Source organism: Pseudomonas sp. MWU16-30323, assembly GCF_020515595.1.
GTDB classification, from domain to species: domain Bacteria; phylum Pseudomonadota; class Gammaproteobacteria; order Pseudomonadales; family Pseudomonadaceae; genus Aquipseudomonas; species Aquipseudomonas yamanorum.
On sequence record NZ_JAIWYM010000007.1, the window covers coordinates 1 to 18,071 of the forward strand.

12 protein-coding genes and 1 pseudogene are annotated in these 18,071 nt (G+C 61.5%); 6 read left to right on the forward strand and 7 right to left on the reverse strand.

Translation table 11 applies throughout. From position 1 onward, the window contains the following. Positions 1-45: 45 nt before the first annotated feature. Positions 46-906, reverse strand: coding sequence for a Dyp-type peroxidase (locus LIY45_RS10750; RefSeq protein WP_226476291.1), 861 nt, complete (start codon positions 904-906; stop codon positions 46-48). 159 nt (positions 907-1,065) lie between these two features. Between LIY45_RS10750 and LIY45_RS10755 the strand changes: the two genes are divergently transcribed. Both LIY45_RS10755 and LIY45_RS10760 read left to right on the forward strand, forming a co-directional pair. After that, on the forward strand, positions 1,066-2,691 hold the full coding sequence (locus tag LIY45_RS10755; RefSeq protein WP_226476292.1) for an NADP-dependent glyceraldehyde-3-phosphate dehydrogenase: 1,626 nt from the start codon (positions 1,066-1,068) through the stop codon (positions 2,689-2,691). Positions 2,692-2,850: 159 nt separating this feature from the next. Beyond that, positions 2,851-3,912: an FUSC family protein gene (locus LIY45_RS10760; protein WP_226476442.1), complete on the forward strand. Its 1,062-nt coding sequence runs from the start codon at positions 2,851-2,853 to the stop codon at positions 3,910-3,912. A gap of 69 nt (positions 3,913-3,981) precedes the next feature. On the opposite strand, the gene LIY45_RS10765 is transcribed toward LIY45_RS10760, so the two are convergent. Both LIY45_RS10765 and LIY45_RS10770 read right to left on the reverse strand, forming a co-directional pair. Continuing rightward, positions 3,982-7,767: a hypothetical protein gene (locus tag LIY45_RS10765; RefSeq protein ID WP_226476293.1), complete on the reverse strand. Its 3,786-nt coding sequence runs from the start codon at positions 7,765-7,767 to the stop codon at positions 3,982-3,984. Between the two features lie 445 nt (positions 7,768-8,212). Beyond that, complete coding sequence (locus LIY45_RS10770; protein ID WP_003211721.1) at positions 8,213-8,965, reverse strand: TetR/AcrR family transcriptional regulator; 753 nt, start codon at positions 8,963-8,965, stop codon at positions 8,213-8,215. Positions 8,966-9,327: 362 nt separating this feature from the next. Here LIY45_RS10770 and LIY45_RS10775 point away from each other — a divergent pair, with 362 nt between their 5' ends. The 4 genes from LIY45_RS10775 to LIY45_RS10790 are packed head-to-tail and all read left to right on the forward strand — an operon-like array spanning position 9,328 to position 13,960. Then, the gene (locus LIY45_RS10775) at positions 9,328-10,035 is read left to right on the forward strand and encodes an ATP-binding cassette domain-containing protein (protein ID WP_017477009.1); all 708 of its coding nucleotides are present in this window, start codon (positions 9,328-9,330) and stop codon (positions 10,033-10,035) included. Continuing rightward, a complete protein-coding gene (locus LIY45_RS10780) occupies positions 10,032-11,231 on the forward strand; it encodes an ABC transporter permease (RefSeq protein ID WP_226476294.1) in 1,200 nt (399 codons plus the stop codon). Before LIY45_RS10775 ends, LIY45_RS10780 begins: the two co-directional genes overlap by 4 nt. Beyond that, positions 11,224-12,705 carry a TolC family protein gene (locus LIY45_RS10785; protein ID WP_226476295.1) on the forward strand — a complete coding sequence of 494 codons (1,482 nt, stop codon included), beginning with the start codon at positions 11,224-11,226 and terminating at the stop codon, positions 12,703-12,705. The genes LIY45_RS10780 and LIY45_RS10785 overlap by 8 nt, the downstream gene beginning before the upstream one ends. After that, positions 12,695-13,960 (forward strand): HlyD family efflux transporter periplasmic adaptor subunit, encoded by a 1,266-nt coding sequence (locus tag LIY45_RS10790; RefSeq protein WP_226476296.1) that lies wholly within the window; start codon positions 12,695-12,697, stop codon positions 13,958-13,960. Before LIY45_RS10785 ends, LIY45_RS10790 begins: the two co-directional genes overlap by 11 nt. 103 nt (positions 13,961-14,063) lie before the next feature. Here LIY45_RS10790 and LIY45_RS10795 read toward each other — a convergent pair whose 3' ends face one another. The 4 genes and pseudogenes from LIY45_RS10795 to LIY45_RS10810 form a co-directional block, all read right to left on the reverse strand. Beyond that, positions 14,064-15,482 (reverse strand): FAD/NAD(P)-binding protein, encoded by a 1,419-nt coding sequence (locus LIY45_RS10795; RefSeq protein ID WP_226476297.1) that lies wholly within the window; start codon positions 15,480-15,482, stop codon positions 14,064-14,066. Positions 15,483-15,574: 92 nt separating this feature from the next. Then, a pseudogene (locus tag LIY45_RS10800) lies at positions 15,575-16,156 on the reverse strand (hypothetical protein); the annotation flags it as partial. Between the two features lie 183 nt (positions 16,157-16,339). Continuing rightward, a complete protein-coding gene (locus tag LIY45_RS10805) occupies positions 16,340-17,719 on the reverse strand; it encodes an LLM class flavin-dependent oxidoreductase (protein ID WP_226476299.1) in 1,380 nt (459 codons plus the stop codon). Beyond that, a complete protein-coding gene (locus tag LIY45_RS10810; protein WP_226476300.1) occupies positions 17,719-18,060 on the reverse strand; it encodes an acyl-CoA dehydrogenase in 342 nt (113 codons plus the stop codon). The genes LIY45_RS10805 and LIY45_RS10810 overlap by 1 nt, the downstream gene beginning before the upstream one ends. Between the last annotated feature and the right edge of the window lie 11 nt (positions 18,061-18,071).

Below are 18,071 nucleotides of genomic sequence, written 5' to 3' on the forward strand. Positions count from 1 at the left end.
AGTGGCCGTTACCTAAATAACGGATATGCACCCAGAACAAAAACCTCAGAGCACCAAGCTCAAATCCACCCGCCCATCACGCACCGGCGGACACCAGTAATACCCCCCAGTCAACGGCTTGCTAATGCGATACAACCCATCAACAATCCCATCCTCAAGCCCACTCATCCGCCGCAGTTGCGCTTCAAACGCATCAAACGAATGCCCAAACGCCAGGAACATCAACCCCGCCTGACCATTCTCGGCCCACGGCATCGACCGCCGCACCACAAACGCCTCCGGGGTAAAACTCTCCTGGGCCGTACGCTTGGTGTGCGCCGACTCCGGCGCATCCTCCAACTCCTCGTTATCGCCATGGCGCCGACCAATAATGTGGTCCCGCTCCAGAGCCGGCAACGCCGCAAACCCATCCAGGTCATGCTGCCACTGCTGGATCGCCGCAAAGCTCGCACCACCCTGCGCCACCGCCGCATCCACCGCCGCCTCATCATGCGGATTCTCAGTGCCATCCTCATAGTCGGTCAGGTCAAACCCGGTCTTGTAGCGAAACCCCTCGGTCATCTGCACCAGACCAAACCCCGGCGCCAGGGCCTTCTCGAACGCCCGGCTGCGCAACAGCAGCTCACCACGATCCACACCGTGCAACCAGACCCACAGCGCCTGCTGGGTCGACGGATTCTCCGCCCCCGGCCCGCTCACATGAGGAAACGCTCGCAACCCGTCAATCCGGGCGCCAAGGGCATTGACCAGCGGTTCACCAAAACCGACCACCGCATTGGCGTCCACCAACTGCACCAGCGCATCCAGTGCGGCAGGTACAGCGTCCAGGGACGCAATGGCAAAAAACAGATGGCGTGCCTGCAACGGCACCGGTGCGGCAAGAATGCCCGGCTGGTACTGACTCATGTGAACTCCTTCAAGAAAGCCGCGCAGTTTACCCGGCGGGCTCACGGTTGTGCTCAAGGTTTTCCAAGGTTCGCGGGTTAATGCGTCTAGCCCTTGCCACACGGGCCGTTGATGGGTGAATCTCTAGTCACGTTTTGCAACCATTCCAGGGGTAGCGACATGACCACCGACAACCTGCTCGCCCAGCTGTTTCCCACTGCCGCCGAGATTCCCGAGCAATTCCGGCTCGCGGCGCCCATTGAACAACGCGATTACCTGGTCGGCGGCCAGTTGCATGTGTGGAACGGCCCCTTGGCCGAAGTGCGCAGCCCGGTGCAGTTGCGCGGCGCCGACGGTGACACGCCGGTGATCATCGGCAGTACCCCGCTGCTGGACGCCGACACCGCCTTGACCGCCCTCGACGCCGCCGTAGCCGCTTACGACCGTGGCCAGGGCGCGTGGCCGACCATGCGCGTGGTGGACCGCATCCAGCATGTCGAAGCGTTTTTGCGGCGCATGCGTGAACAGCGCGAGGCGGTGGTCAAGCTGCTGATGTGGGAGATTGGCAAGAACCTCAAGGACTCGCAGAAAGAGTTCGACCGCACCTGCGACTACATCACCGACACCATCAATGCCCTCAAGGAACTCGACCGCCGCTCGAGCCGCTTCGAGCTGGAACAGGACACCCTCGGGCAAATCCGCCGTGTACCGCTGGGCGTGGCGCTGTGCATGGGCCCCTACAACTACCCGCTGAACGAGACCTTCACCACGCTGATCCCGGCGCTGATCATGGGCAACACCGTGGTGTTCAAGCCGGCCAAGCTCGGCGTGCTGCTGATTCGCCCGTTGCTGGAGGCGTTCCGCGACAGCTTCCCGGCCGGCGTGATCAACGTGATCTACGGCAGCGGCCGCGAGACCGTCAGTGCGCTGATGGCCAGCGGCAAGATCGATATCTTTGCGTTTATCGGCACCAACAAGGCCGCCAGCGATTTGAAGAAGCTGCACCCCAAACCCCACCGCCTACGCGCGGCGCTGGGCCTGGATGCGAAGAACCCCGGGATCGTGCTGCCGCAGGTCGACCTGGACAATGCGGTCAACGAAGCCGTCACCGGTTCACTCTCGTTCAACGGCCAGCGTTGCACCGCGTTGAAGATCCTGTTTGTGCATGAAGACGTGGTCGACAGCTTTATCGAGAAATTCAACCACAAGCTGGCGACCCTCAAGCCTGGCATGCCGTGGGAAGACGGCGTGTCGCTGACACCGCTGCCCGAGCAGGGCAAGGTCGATTACCTCGGCGGCCTGGTGACCGACGCACTGGCCCATGGCGCCAAGGTGGTGAACGAAAATGGCGGCACCCGCCGTGGTTCGTTTTTCTACCCGGCGGTGCTGTACCCGGTGAACCCGCTGATGCGTGTGTACCACGAAGAGCAGTTTGGCCCGGTGGTGCCGATCGTGCCTTACCGCGACCTGGAGACGGTGATCGACTACGTGCTGGAATCGGACTTCGGCCAGCAACTGAGTATCTTCGGCACCAGCCCGAGGGAAGTCGGGCGCCTGGTGGACGCGTTCGCCAACCAGGTGGGCCGGATCAATATCAATGCCCAGTGCCAGCGCGGACCGGACAGTTTCCCGTTCAACGGGCGCAAGAACTCGGCCGAGGGCACGCTGTCGGTGCATGATGCGTTGCGGGTGTTTTCGATCCGTACCCTGGTGGCGACCAAGTTCCAGGCGAGCAACAAGGAACTGGTCAGCGATATCCTGCAGGAGCGCACGTCGAGCTTTCTGACCACTGACTATATTTTCTGAGCCTAGCGCCGCTCAAGAATGTGGGAGCCGGGCTTGCCCGCGATGAGGGCCGACAGTCGACCTCTGTGGTGACTGACACGCCGCCATCGCGGGCAAGCCCGCTCCCACAGGTTGACCGCGTGAATCCTGACTGACGAGGCCACATCCAGATTGATGAACCTGCACTTGCCCCTCTTCGCCCGCCGCTTGCTGCGTCCGTTGCTGGACCCGTATCGGCGCTACCGTCACGCCAAATTGATCCACGCGGTACGGGTTTCCATCGGGTTGCTGGCCACCATCCTGCTGACCACCGGCATCAACCTGCCCCATGGTGAGTGGGCCTCGGTGACGATGCTGATCGTGATCGGCGGTTTGCAGCACCACGGCAATATCGGCAAGAAAGCCGTCGAGCGCGCCTATGGCACGTTGATCGGCGCCAGCGTCGGTTTGCTGCTGGTGGTGCAGGAGACGTACCTGGGCCAACCGCTGTTGACCTATTTGCTGATGTCGGTGGTGTGCGGGTTCTTTTCCTATCACGCCATCGGCAAGGGTGGGTACATCGCGTTGCTGTCGGCGATCACGGTATTCATCGTCGCCGGCCATGGTGACAACCCGCTGTCGGATGGGTTGTGGCGCACGGTCGACATCCTGATCGGCATCGTCCTGGCCCTGGCGTTTTCCTTCGCGTTGCCGCTGTACGCGGTGTATTCCTGGCGCTACAACCTGGCCAGCGCCTTGCGCGATTGCGCGGCGATTTATAGCCGGATCATCAGCGGCCAATCGGTGACCGATGATGAACACCTCAAGCTGCTCAATCGGCTTAACGCCGCCATGCTGCAACTGCGTTCGCTGATGCCGTCGGTGTCCAAGGAGGTGCGGATTTCCATGACCGAACTGGACATCATCCAGCGGCATTTGCGCATGTGCATCAGCACCCTGGAGATCCTTGGCAACACCCGGCCCGACCCACGGGACAAGGACGCCCTGGCGCGTATGCAGGTGGCGTTGAAAGCCGAGCACCGGCAGATTCGGGTGCAGTTGATCGGGATGGCGCGGGCGTTGCAATCCGGGGCCACCGACCGGTTGGAACGGCCAAGCAACACGCCTACCCACGAGCAGACCTTTGAAGTGCCCGTGGTCAACGCGTTGGACGGTTACCGGTTATTGACCCTGCAACTGGCGGCGAATGTCGACGAGATGCGCCAGCGGCTGGCGAAAACATCCGGACATTGGAAGATTTGAATCGCAAAAAAGGGACAGTCTACGGTTAGGTAGGGCTGTCCCTTTGAAGCGTTGTTTCCAAGCCGATGCTTAAACTCTTAACTGGATACCGCCCCAGCGATTGATGCCGTCATCTTTTTGCACATCCTGCTGCGGCCCGATGAAGTTATAGACGTAGTAGTAATTAAAAAATAAATTTCTATGGGAGAACGTCCCCGACCAATAGTAGGTACTTCCCACCGGCCAAGTGTTGCGATAAGCGGCCCGTATGGCCTGCAACTCACCCAGGTCGGCCAGCCATGAATTGGATCCCTGAGCTGCACTGGCGACAGCCTGTTGGGTGTTGTTGCCCAAAATAGTACACTTCAAGACGCCTCCGACAGTGACTCCGCAAGTCCGCGTTTGAGTGGGCGACGAAGAATCGGACACTGTAATCGTCGTGCTTCCATTCCCTCTTACGGTGACGTACCCGGTCGTGTCGACGTGGACAACCCCGGTGTTACTCGAATAGTACCGATAGGGCGCTGTCCCGCCTGATACCGAAAGCCGAGCCGAGTTGGAGGAATCATAGGTGGGCAGATTGTTGGGATAGCTGGCCAGAATATAGGTACGGCCAGAAAAATATAGCGTTGTCTGGCTAAGGACCAGCGGGCTGGTCAGGCTGATGGTGTATTCGGTGGTGGGGAACTCCACCGCATCGTACGCATCCTCACTGCCATTAAACGTCACACTCAGGTGCACCGTGATGCGCGCATTGTTGGGCAGGCCTAGCAGCCAGTCACGACTGACCTGAATATTCGCCAAGCCGTGTGTTGCTTCCGGCAAGGTGAGCGAATGGTTTGCCAGTAACTCCAAGGGTGCAATGCCGGGGCTGTTTGTGGTGACGCGCAGCCATACACGCTGGCCCGCCAGGCTCAGGCGCCATTTTGGAGAGGCCGCGACAGCATTGCCGGCCAGGCCCGGAGGATTAAGACTGCCGCCATTGGCCACACTATTGATCAACACCCGGGGCAAATTGGCTGGCAGGATGGTCCCCACGTTCACCGTCTGCTCTTCGGAGATGCCGGAGCCCCCCCTGCCCAACACCACCGAGTACTGCAGGTGAATCGTGCTGTTGACACTGGCAGCGAGGATGGCGTTGCTGACATGGAATGTCACCGTGCCACCGTCCAGCCCATCCTGGGTCGCGACTTCCACAATGGTCCCGTCCGCGTGGATCCAGTGCAGGGTAATCAGGTCCGTGCCCCCCTGGTTCATGTTCGGGTAAGTCACCAACACCACGCACTTGTTTTCGACCGCTATCGGGTCGATGGCAACCTCCTGCTCATCGGCGGGAATGGAACCCTGGATTTGCGGGTAGGGGTACGTAGCGCTCACCAGCTCTATCACGTGGTGTCTGACCTCGAACAGCACCGCGTTGTTGATGTCACCGCTGTGGTCGAATGTGACCCAGAAGCTGATGGTCAATGCCGACCATTCCTCCAGGTTGCGCAATGCCAGCACGGGTGTTTCGCTGGCGACCCCGTTGAGGGCCTCTGCGGCACTGACGGGCCGTGCCCGGTAGATCTCGTTGTCATACGGCGTGCCCGGCTCGCCCGGCGTGACCGGCTTGCGAGTGCCTTCATAACGTTTCCACATAAGCTGGTTGGCCTTGGCATACGGCCAGGCTGGCACACGGGTCTGGTCGAAGTCCTGAAGCAAGGGGACTTCCAGCACTGCGGCGTCGCCAATGCTATCGATCAGCGGTCCCGGCACATTGTGCAACGTCAGCAGGTGCAACGTCAGCACAGGCGAGTCGGTAGAGAAGCCATTCCGAGTCACCACGAAGGACACCCTGATATCCCGCCCACGGGGGTGGATGTTGTAGCCGATCGGATCGGTAGGGATCGTGAAGTCGATGTAATCCCCACTCTGGTTATCCTTGACCTCGTAATGGGAGCCTTCGCCGGGCAGTCCCTCCCATCTGACCTCGACGTAGTCGCGGGGCTTAATCTCGTCATACCGTACGCGCACGGTTGCACCACCCGGCCAGACCACCAGCGGATCAAGCTCATCAGGCCCAGTGGTTGCCTCCAACACCTCGGGCAGAAACAACTCGCCCAAGGCGGTCCCTACGGTCACTACCAGTTCTTCGGAATACTGATAAACGCCTGCACGATCAATCAGGTAACTGACGGTGATGGTGCCGTCGATATTGTTGAGGAACAGCTGCCGCGGAATATCCACGAGCAGCGGGTTGGCTGGCACGAACAACGGATATTCTTCCTGCACAACACCACTGAGCGAGCCGGTGTAGCGGATGACCACGATATCGCCTGCTCTGAATTGCGCACGCAATTCAAGGGTAGCGAACAGGCCGAAGGTACTGGGGTCGACGTTGCCATCAACCGCCTCCTGAATAACCGGCGCAGGTAAATCCCGGGGTGGACGGCCGACTTGTACCCACCGGCGTTCCGACTCACGGGTGCCCACTACCCCGGTACTGATCAAACCGTTGACGATGTAGTGAACGTTGGCGTCTCTCAAACCTTCCAGGCGCATGTAGTCGCTAGTCGGGAACTCACGGCTGCGCGGAGGGTCGCCGGCCACCCGCGAAGAGGACACCCGCTCGGAGGTGTTATCCACACGGAAACCCTGGAGGACAACTTCCAGGTTATCTCCCCGAGTGCCTGGCGGCTGGTAGTCGGGCATATCCACGGTAATGCGTGGCAGGTCCGGCTCAATGAAGGGGCCGTGGGCCTCCCTGACGCTGGGAGCGGGCAGGTCGTAACGAAGACCGACAACGGCGACCGTCGCCCTTCTGGATGGCAGGTCATCTTCCCCAGCCCTTTGTCTCACGTAGGAGACAGCCATCGAGCTCAGCAGAAGAGACCTGACCAGCTCGTTGCGGATGGGAAATTCGCGATAACTAGGAACCCTTTCGACAGTCAAATCCTGCGAGTCACTGACGAACACGCCATCAGGCGTCGTACCCTGAACCGTCAGCAAAATTTTATCGCCCACCAGAAACGGGCCGCCGCGCGGGATGTTCACCTCGGCATGTGCTGGCTCTCTGCCCAGCGCATCGGCATCCAGCACCATCAGCGTTTGGTCGGCCTCGATAATGAAAGGCTCGTCAAGCAGCGTCACGTCCAGGTGTACGTCTAGCCGCACCGGCTTGCACCAAGGCTGCAAAGGCCCCGAGCTAGTGCCAACCTCGTCATATAGAAAGAACCCCACGTCAAAGGCGCCACTGCCAATCGCCTGGAAAATTGCCGCATCAATCACGATCGTCAGGTCCAGGCCCACCTGCGAGGGGGAGATCGGTGCGATCTCAATACGCGACGTTCCCACAAAGAACATCACCAGGTCATTCACTCGCATGTTGTCCCAGGCCTTGATCGTTGCAGTAACGCTTTGTCCGGCTCCGATAATCGTGTCCGACAGGGTCAGGTGCAACCTGGAGTGCCAAGCCTCCCAGGGCCGATCGTCGTTTCCGCCCGGGTAGGTTTCCTTGACCAGTACGGTCTGGGGTGGCGAGGTGCTGGGAGTCCCGGAGCCGACCCTCACCACCTCACCGTATACATCGGGAATAAATGCAAAGCCGATGTCAGAGTCCACGTTCAAACTGGCGTAAGGGAAATCGAAGAAAAAGCGCTGTTCGCCTAGCTCTTCCGCCTCGACAGTTTTCGGTGGCGGCGTGATCCCCCCCATCGTTACGCTATACTCGTCCCCCTCGCGGAGTCCGGTCCAACGTTCAAAAATAAAAGTAATATATTTCTCGCCGGTAACCCCCGAAGGAGGGAAATGGCGAACCCCCAATCCATATGCCGCACCGTCTATCGGTGTTGCCTGCGCTGGAGAGACACGGGGAGGATCCAAGTCCTCGATGATCATCACACCCGGCCGAGTAGGCGATGGCTTGGGCGTGGCAGGTTGCCTGGTGACAGGAGTAGGTCTGGGAGCGGCAGGCTTGGTCGACATGGTTATTCTCCAGATTAAACAGCGTGCGGACAGAGCACGCGACTGAAGAAATCAAACACCCAGCCCTTCCCAGCGTCTACCTGTCAGAATTGACAGTGGCGACGAATGGCAGCCTTCGTTGGACGATGCCGAGGGAAAACGCAGCGACATTAATCCGGCAAACTTACAATTTTCCTTACATATTTTTCACGTTTTATTCACATCCCCAGCCGTAGTGTGAAGCCTCATCCGTTACAAACGCTGCACTTAAAAACCCGCCGCCCCAGCGGGTTTTTTTTGCCCGGGCGTTAAGGCTTCGCAGGGTATTTGATGGATGGGGCCGGAGCAAACCGGCTCATTGCGAGCCGGCCCTGGTGGTTCAGCGCGCGACTTTGTTGACCGGCGACGCCGCTTGCTCGCGGATAGCGCGCTGGGTATCGAGTACCCGCGCCAAGGCCGTTTCGGCCTCCGGGCTTTGCTGGGGCACGCGAATCGCCGCCGACACCAGGGTGATCAGCTTGGCCATCACTTCGGCATCGGTCGCCGGGCGCCCCAGGCTCATGGAGTTCATCAACAACCGCAGCTCGGTACCCGCCATCACCCCGGAAATCGCCTTGAGGGCAAACTGCAGGCGCACCCCCAGCTCGTTGCGCGGCAAGTCCGGCAGGGCCAGGGCGAACGCTTCAAAGAAGCGCTGGAACACCGGCTGGTAATGCACCTTGAGGTATTCCTGGATAAACGGCGAGGTGTCGCTGTACACCCGGCCCAGGAACCGGATGAATGAACGCCCTTCCCCACTCGCCGGGTCGCTGCGCTCCAGGCCCATGGCCGGGGCGAACAGCACGCCGAGCAAGGTGTCGCAATCCAGAGGGCCGTCGGACTCGGCTTCGCACCGGGCGAGCAGTTCCAGGCGCTGCTCGTTGAGCGGCTCCAGGCGCTGCATCAGCAGGGTTTTCATCAGGGAGTCCTTGTCCCCGAAGTGGTAATTCACCGCAGCGAGATTGACCTGGGCCCTCTCGGTAATCTGCCGCAACAAAACCGCGTCATAGCCGTATTTGATGAAAAGAGCCTCTGTCGCATCCAGCAATCGAGTCTTGGTAACGTTTGGAGCGCTGAGTTTCTTCGCGACCATAGGGGGTGGGGTTCCACTGCGGAAATATTGTTTTAAAAATTAATTTGATTTTTTATACCGGGGCCGCAGCCTGAAAGCAAGTAGTGACACTGCGCCATACTATTCAAACCCAACAGAGCCGGCTTGTTGAGGGTAGCTGATGGACTTTTCAGACGCCTGAAATGCCCTGTAGAAGAATCGTTTCAAGGGGTAAAACCGCTCTATATCCATGGCTGGCGGAACGGCTGGAACGCGGTTAGTATTCAAACAATATTTTAAAAACAAGAAATAAAACCAGTCCGTGACGTGTACCAGGCAGCTCCTGAACTTGTTACAAGGATTTTCGGGGGAAGCACGGCGCTGTCGAGGCTGCAGGCGTAGTCATGATGACAGATATCCCCGCGCACTCAGGCTTCATTTCCCTGCAAGGCATCGGCAAAAGCTATCAGCTGGCCGGCCAGCACCTGTCGATTCTCAATGATGTATGCCTGGCCATCGAAACCGGTGACAGCTGCGGCATCCTCGGCGCATCCGGCTCCGGCAAAAGTACTCTGCTCAATATCCTCGGCCTGCTTGATCTGCCCGACTGCGGCCAGTACCGCTTTGCCGGCCATGACATTTTCAGCGCCAGCCCCGATCAACTGGCGGCGATCCGCAATCAGCAGATCGGTTTCGTCTTTCAAAGCTTCAACCTGCTGCCGCGCCTCAGTGCCCTGGACAATGTTGCCCTGCCCCTCAGCTATCGCGGCGTGTCGCGCCATGACTCGGTGGAACAGGCAATGCGCATGCTCGACCAGGTGGGCCTGGCCGAACGCGCCCACCACCGCCCGGCCGACCTTTCCGGCGGCCAGCGCCAACGGGTGGCCATCGCCCGCGCATTGGTGGGCAACCCGTCGGTGATCCTCGCCGACGAACCCACCGGCAACCTCGACAGCACCACCGCCCAGGAGATCATGGACCTGTTGCTGGCGCTCAATCGCGAGCAGCAGGTGACGCTGATCATCGTCACCCATGACCCGCACATTGCCGAACGCCTGAACCGCAAGATCCTGGTGCGCAATGGCGTGGTGCAAGAGGCCGAGCGCCTATGAGCCTGCGGGTCGAACAAAGCCTGAGCCAATTGCTGCATGAGGCATTTGTCAGCCTGCGCACCCTGGGCAAGCGCTCGATCCTGGCCTTGCTGGGCATCGTCATCGGCAGTTCGTCGGTGGTGGCGCTGATCAATATCGGGCACAACGCCGCCGAAGACGCGGCGATGATTTTCAAGGACATGGGCACCGACACCCTGGTGGCGCAATTTCCGCCCAACGGCGCCAGCACCGCGCCGATGCCCGCCAGCCTCGACCTGGAAGCCGTGCGCCAGAGCGTGCCCGGCATTGCCCATATCGGCGCGGTCTCGCTGTTCAGCGGGCCGGTGGTGTTCCATGGCCGCACCTTCAATTCAAGCTTTGTCGGCAGTACGCCAGACCTCAAGGAGGCGATGCGCCTGTCGGTGCGCGATGGGCGCTTCCTGTCGAGTTTCGACGCGGGGGAAACCTATGCGGTCGTCGGTGACCAGATCGTCCAGGCCTTGAGCGTTCCCGGCGACCCGCTGCAACTGGGCGACCGGATACGTATCAACGACTACCTGTACCTGGTGGTGGGCATTCTGCACAGCCAGCCCCGGGCAATGCTGATTCCCGTACAGGCCAACGAATCGCTGTTCGTCCCCGCCCCGGGCATGCGCCGCATCTACGCCAACCCGCAAATCGGCAACGTGATTATCCGCGCCACCCCAGGCCAGGACATGGAGCGCGTGGCCCAGGACGTGGCGGCGGCGTTGCGAACCCAGCTCACCGACCACGATGTGGACATCCAGGTGCCCCAGCAAATGATTGATGGCATGACCCGGCAAAGCCGTACCTTCGCTTACCTGCTGCTGGCCCTGGGCGCGATTTCCCTGGTGGGCGGCGGTGTCGGCGTGATGAACGTGATGCTGATGAACGTCTCGGAGCGGCGTCGGGAAATCGGGATCCGCATGGCGCTCGGTGCGCGCCAGCGGGACATTCGCAACCTGTTCCTGCTGGAGGCCGTCACTCTGACCGCCGTCGGCGCGTTATGCGGCGCGTTCATGGGCATGACCGCCGCCTATCTGTATGCCTGGCTGTCCGGCTGGCAGTTTTCCCTGGCGGTTGCCGCGCTGCCGCTCGGGGTCGGTAGCACGTTGCTGGTGGGGCTGTTTTTCGGGATCTATCCGGCCGTATCGGCCTCGCGGCTGCAGCCGGTGGAGGCCCTGCGCGATGAATAAACGGCTGCTGTTGTTGACCGCCCTGGTGAGCCTGCACAGCGTGGCCGCCGACGTGGTGATTCGCCCGTCGGCGCCCAGCACCACCCGCAGCGGTTACGACCGCGGGGTGTCGTTGAATGCCCAGTCCACCACCCTGACCCTGGGCGACGCGGTCTACCTGGGCCTGCGCAACAACCCGGCGATTCGCAGCGCGTACCTGCAACGGGTGGCGCAGAAATTCGACCTGCGGGTGGCCGAAGACACGTTCAACCCCAAGCTGACCCTGAACAGCTACTACCGCGCCACCAAGGGCACCGACGACAGCGCCCGCAACGCCAACCTGGCGCCCAATGCCACCTTGCTCGGCGAGTACGGCACGCGCCTGAGCATGAACTGGACCCAACAACTGAACAACGCCGATCGCGCCGGGCGCTACCGCAGCGACGGCCTCGACCTGTCAGTGATTCAGCCCCTGATGCGCGGCGCCGGTTGGGACGCCACCACCGCCCCGCTGCGCCTGTCACGCCTGTCGGAGCAGGCCAACCGCCTGAACCTCAAGGCCAACGTGGCGCAGACCATCAGTAACATCATCGCCACCTACCGCGAATTGCTGCGGGCCCAGGAACAGTTGAGCATCGTCCAGGACGCCCTCAAGCGCTCCGGCACTTTGCTGGAAGTGAACAAGGCGCTGATCAGTGCCGGGCGCATGGCCGAGTTCGAGATCGTGCAGACCGAAGCCGATATCGCCACCCAGCAACTGGGGGTGGAAGAAGCCCAGAACCAACTCGACACCAGCCGCCTGGCCCTTCTGCGCCTGCTGGCCCTTGACCTGTCGACGCCGATCCACGCCACCGAGGCCCTGGAAGCCAAGCGCATGGACATCGACAAGCGCCAGGCCTTCATCCTGGCGCAGAACCAGCAGCCGGAATACCTCGCCACCCTGCTCGGCAGCCAGCAGGCCGACCTCAACCTGGTGATCGCCAAGGACTCCGGCCGCTGGCAAGTGGACCTGGTGGCCGGCGCCAACCAGATTCGGGCCGCCACCGACAACGACAACGGCTCTTCGAATAACCGACGCTGGGACAGCTACGCCGGCGTGCAGGTGCAGATTCCCATCGGCGACATCAGCACCCGCCAGGCCGAGGTGCACGCGCGGGTTGATGTGGAAAACCAGGAGATCATCATCGCCGACGCCCGCCAGCAACTGGAGCGCGACGTCAACGATGTGGTGCGCGACCTGGGCACCCGCTGGCGCCAGTATGAAATCTCTCTGCGAGCGGTGGACCTGTCCAAGCGCAAGATCGAAATCGAACGGGAAAAACTCAGCGCCGGGCGCTCCACGAACTTCCAGGTATTGAGCTTCGAAACCGACCTGCGCAACGCCGAGAACTCACGGCTCAATGCGCTGATTGCCTATTTGAACGCCCAGACTCAGCTCGACTTGACCCTGGGCATGACGCTGGAAAGCTGGGAAATCGCCCTCAATGACTACTAATAAAAAGCGCCTGCTGGGTGCCGTGTTGATTGTGCTGGTGGCCGGTGTCGGCATCACGCTGCTCAGCCGCCAGAGCCCGGCCGCTAATCAACCCGGCAACGCCGAACAATGGCTGGAGGTGAAGGTCGACCCGTTGGTGCATCAGATCGGCCTGGTGGGCAAGATCGAGCCTGACACCACCATCACCCTCACCGCGCCGTTCGACGGCAACGTGCAGGCCAACCTGGTGGAGCAAGGCCAGCGGGTGGAAGCCGGCCAGGTGTTGCTGCGCATGGACCCGGCCACCCTTGAAGTGCAATTGCGTGACGCCCTCTCCGCGCAGCTCAAGGCCCGGCGCACCGTGCAGGAAATGCAGGACTGGGACAGCGGCCAGCAAGTCGGCCGCGCCCGCCGCAGCCTGCGCACCGCCGAAATGACCGCCAGCAACACCCAGCGCAAACTCACCGAAAGCGAAAACCTGTTCAAGCGCGGCATCATTCCGCGTAACGAACTCGACGACCTCAAGCAACAGGCCACCCAGCAACAGCTGGACCTGGTGGCTGCCCGCAGCGAACTGCAACAGGCGATTGAACAAGGCAAAGGCGAATACCGACAGATCGCCGATATGGAACTGACCAACGCCACGGTGAAATACGACGCCCTGCATACCCTGCTCGACGGCAGGGAGGTCAAGGCACCGTTCTCCGGCATCGTGGTGCCGGCGCCGGGCAGTAACTCATCGGCCCAGGGCGGCGGGAACAATAACGCGCCGGTGCAGGCCGGGAGCAAGGTCAGCCAGGGCCAGGTGCTGTTTGGACTGGCGAATATCGAGAAGCTGAAAATCGTCGCCAAGGTCTCGGAGCTGGACATCAACCAGTTGCACCAAGGGCAGGCGGTGGAGGTGATGGGCGACGGGTTTGACGGGGAACGGTTGACGGGCTCGGTCAGTGTGGTCAGTGGCTTGGCGATTGCCAGCGACAGCCAGGGCAGCGCGCAGTTTCCGGTGACCCTGTCGATTCCCAAGCTGACCCCGCAGCAGCTGCAGCGCGTAAGGTTGGGGATGAGTGCGCGGCTGACCATCGTGACCTACAACAATGACCAGGCGATTGTCGTACCGGCCCAGGCGATCCGTCGCGGGGACGGTGTGATGACGGTGGAATATCGGGCCGCGATGGACAAGCCGGTGGAGCGGGTGACCATCACAACCGGGCAGTCGACGGCGCAGGGGGTGGAGGTGTTTGGGTTGAAGCCAGGGTTTGTGAAGGTCGGGCCATGAACCCGACCTGTAGGAGCTGGCTTGCCTGCGATAGCAATCTCTCAGTTGATAAAAATGCAGCTGCCCCACTGCTATCGCAGGCAAGCCAGCTACCACATTAGATTTAGAGGTGTGCCAACCTGGCGGCCAACGCCTTGGCCTGAATCGCCACATCCGTCACCGCGGTACTTTCCCACCACATCCCGCGCAACGGTGGGCCCATGGCAAACAGTCGCTGGCTGACCTGGCCGTTGGCATCCAGCACGGCCCCCGACACATCCGCCGCAATCCCCAACGCCAGCGGCCCGGGCTGTATCAACCCACGCTTGAGCAACTGCCGGGGCAATGGCCGGGCCACGCGCCGCCAGTCGTATTCAATCCCGCTGGAGTTGATCAGCGCCGCCCCTGAAACCTGGACGACTTCCTGTTCGCCACGAGGACGCAGGCGAATCGTGACATCACCCTGCGAAGGCACCAGCCCCTTGTACGAAGCTGCGCGGATCCGCAACCGCCCTTCCCCCTGCAACCGCGCCACCAACTCGGCACTCAAGGGCGGCGAGCGGTGGTGATGGCTTTCCCACCAGGGCCGAATATGCCGCACGAACTGGCGTTTCTCGGCCTCGCTGGCCTGGCTCCACAAACGTCCGATATGGGCGCGCACGGTGTCCAGTGGCGCTTGCCAGTCGATCCCCTGCTCAAGCGCGATCTTGCAGTGGCGGCGTACTTCCCGCAGCAATTGCCGGGGACTGCGCAGGCTGTGGTCTTCCCCCAGAAAGTCGACCCAGGCCGGCGGCTGCCGGCGCACGTGGGGCAGCAGGCCGTGGCGCGAAAAAATCTCGATGGGCCCGCGATGACCGGCCTGTTCCAGTGAGACTACGGCGTCCACCATGGTCAGCCCGGAACCGATGATCAGCACCGTGGCTTGCGGGTCCAGTTGGGTCATGGCCTGCACATCCCACGGGTCGACCGCTGCGGCATTCAAGCCGCTGGATTCGGTCTGTGGCGTGCGCGCTGCGGGGAACATGCCGGTGGCCAATACGGCAAAGGCACCGCGCAGTTGCTGGCCGTCGCTCAAGGTCAACAGCGTGGCGTGTTCGTCCACCTCAAGGTCTACCACTTCGGCGCGGACATGCTCGACGGTCGACGCCGACAGCGCCTTGGCCTGCGCCAGCCGTTGTTGCGCGTACAAGCCAAAAATCCCACGGGGCGGGAACAGTTCACTGATGGGCACGTGTTGTTGATCCGACTCGGGCCAACCGCCATCGGCGATATAGGCGGTCAGCCACTGGGTCAGGTCATCGGCATTGTCCGGGTCGACACTCATGCGTGCGGCGTTGCCGTTCAAGGTGTGGCCAAGCTCTACCGCACTGTAGGCCTCGCCACGCCCCAGCTCCTGACGCGGTTCGATCACCAGGATCTGCCGCTTGCCCGGCAGGCGCAGCAACTGCACCGCCAGCATCGTCCCGCTCAGGCCGCCGCCGACAATCAGCACATCAGCGTTGCGAATGGCGCTCGTCGCCTGTCCGCGTTCGGTTTCACTCATGAAATTGCGCCCTTACTGTCTGCCTGAATGGTTGTGGTAAAAATCGCCCCGTGCAGTATCCAGCACATCGACACGGGACGCCTAGTTCAGCTCGACTGCGGGAAGCCCAGGCTTTGGCCGCTCTTGAGCCATTGCTCAAGCACCGCCGCCAGGCCACCTTGCCAATGGGTGCTCTCCTCGCTCCACAATTCGGTCTTGGCGCAAGGCTGCCACCAGCGGCAGAGCCGTTGTGAGGTGTCCACGGGGTCGACCCGTTGCACGACCGCCAACGGCAGGAGCCCAGGGACATACGCATGGGTAGGCCGGATGCGCCACACCTGTTGCTGCAAGGCTGCGGGCTCGAGGTCATCCGCCAGGGTCAGGAGCTGGCCACCGATCACCTGGGCGGCCAGGGCCAGCAGTAACAGACCGGGTTCGAAGGCACCGCTGAGGGCCAGCCGCGACTGTTCGTTAAAGCCCTGCTGACGCAAGCCATCAGCCAGGCGCTCGACATCCCGCAACGCATCAATCCAGCGCCAGGCGTACCACTGGCCGTCGCGCTTGTGGCGCAGGGCGCTGTGCAACGGGGTCACTTGTGCCCAATGGCGCAATTGCGCCAACGCCTCGGGCAGCACCGTGACCCGTTCGGCGGGCCATTCCACATCCAGCGGAAGTTCGAGTTCATGCACGCTCATAGGGTGATGCTCCTATTGGTGAAACAAGCATGCGGTGGTCCGCTGGCTGAAATCGTTGGATCGATGAAGATCAAATGTGGGAGCTGGCTTGCCTGCGATGGCGTTGAGTCAGCTTGCCTCTCTACCGGCTGATACGCCGCTATCGCAGGCAAGCCAGCTCCCACATTGATTCAGTTTCTCCCGTTAGATCGCGGTGGCCTTCAGGTCACGATAGCTGGCGCCCGGATGGTTGCCCGGCAGGCGCGCGCCTTCCCCGAACAACTTCTCCCGCAAGGTGCCCTGGGCGTATTCAGTCTTGTACACACCGCGCTTCTGCAGCTCCGGCACCAGCAATTCGACCGCGTCGATAAAGGTCTCGTGGGTCAGTGCATAGGCCAGGTTGAAGCCGTCCACATCGGTCTCTTCAACCCATTCCTGCAACAGATCGGCCACGGTTTGCGGGCCGCCGACAAACAACGGGCCGAAGCCGCCAATGCCGACCCAGTCTGCCAGTTCGTTCGGGGTCCAGACCTTGTTCGGGTCGGCGGTGGAGAACGCTTCCACCGCCGATTGAATGGCGTTGGTGTGCACATGCTTGAGGGGTTCATCGGGCTTGAACTGGCTGAAATCGATACCGGTCCAGCCGGAGATCAGCGCCATCGCGCCTTCGTAGCTGACGTAGGATTTGTATTCGTCGAACTTGGCCTTGGCCTTGGCGTCGGTTTCGCCAACGATCACCGTCTGCAGGTTGAAGATCAGGATTTTCTTCGGATCACGGCCTGCCTCAGCCGCACGCCGGCGGATGTCAGCGACGGTTTTCTTCAGCAGCACTTTCGACGGAGCGGCGACGAACACGCACTCGGCCTGCTCGGCGGCGAACTGCTTGCCCCGGCTGGAAGCGCCGGCCTGGTAGAGCACCGGGGTGCGTTGTGGCGAAGGTTCGCACAGGTGAATGCCGGGCACCTGGAAGTGTTTGCCGATGTGGCGGATCTCGTGGATTTTGCTCGGGTCACTGAAGATCCGCCGCTCGCGGTCGCGCAACACGGCGCCCTCCTCCCAGCTGCCTTCCCAGAGCTTGTAGCAAACCTCCAGGTATTCCTCGGCGTAGTCGTAGCGTGCGTCGTGTTCGGTCTGGGCTTTCTGGCCGAGGTTCTTGGCGCCGCTTTCCAGGTACGAGGTGACAATGTTCCAGCCGACGCGGCCCTTGGTCAGGTGGTCGAGGGTGGAAAGGCGCCGGGCGAACGGGTATGGGTGTTCGAAGGACAGCGACGCCGTCAGGCCAAAGCCCAGGTGTTCGGTGACCAGCGCCATGGGGGCGATCAGCGACAGTGGGTCGTTGACCGGCACTTGGGTGGCCTGGCGAATCGCCGCGTCACCATTGCCGTTGTAGACGTCATAGATGCCCAGCACGTCGGCAATGAACAGGCCGTCAAACTTGCCGCGCTCGAGGATTTTCGCCAGGTCGGTCCAGTACTCCAGGTCCTTGTACTGCCACGAGCGGTCACGCGGGTGGGCCCACAGGCCCGGCGACTGGTGGCCGACACAGTTCATGTCGAAGGCATTCAAGCGGATTTCACGAGGCATTAAACAGTACTCCGGGGGGCGACACCGTTGAGGTGGTAGTTGCCGACAATCTGGTATTTCCAGCGCAAGGGATCATCAAGGGTGGGGGGCAGTGCGGTGCGCTGGCCGGTGAGTTCGAATTCGGCGTTGCTGGCAGCGATAAGGGCTTCGGCAGCCGCGATCTGGGCTTCGGTGAGGGCAACCGGGCTCGGGTGGGTTTCGGCACGCTCAAACAAAGCGGTCGCGACCTCCACGCGAATCTGCAAATCGCCGAAGCGGCTGATCACGTAGGGGTCATCACTTTTCTCGACAAAGCGCCGGGTACTTTCCAGCAGTTGGCGCGCCTGATTCAGTGCGGTCATGGATGAAGCTC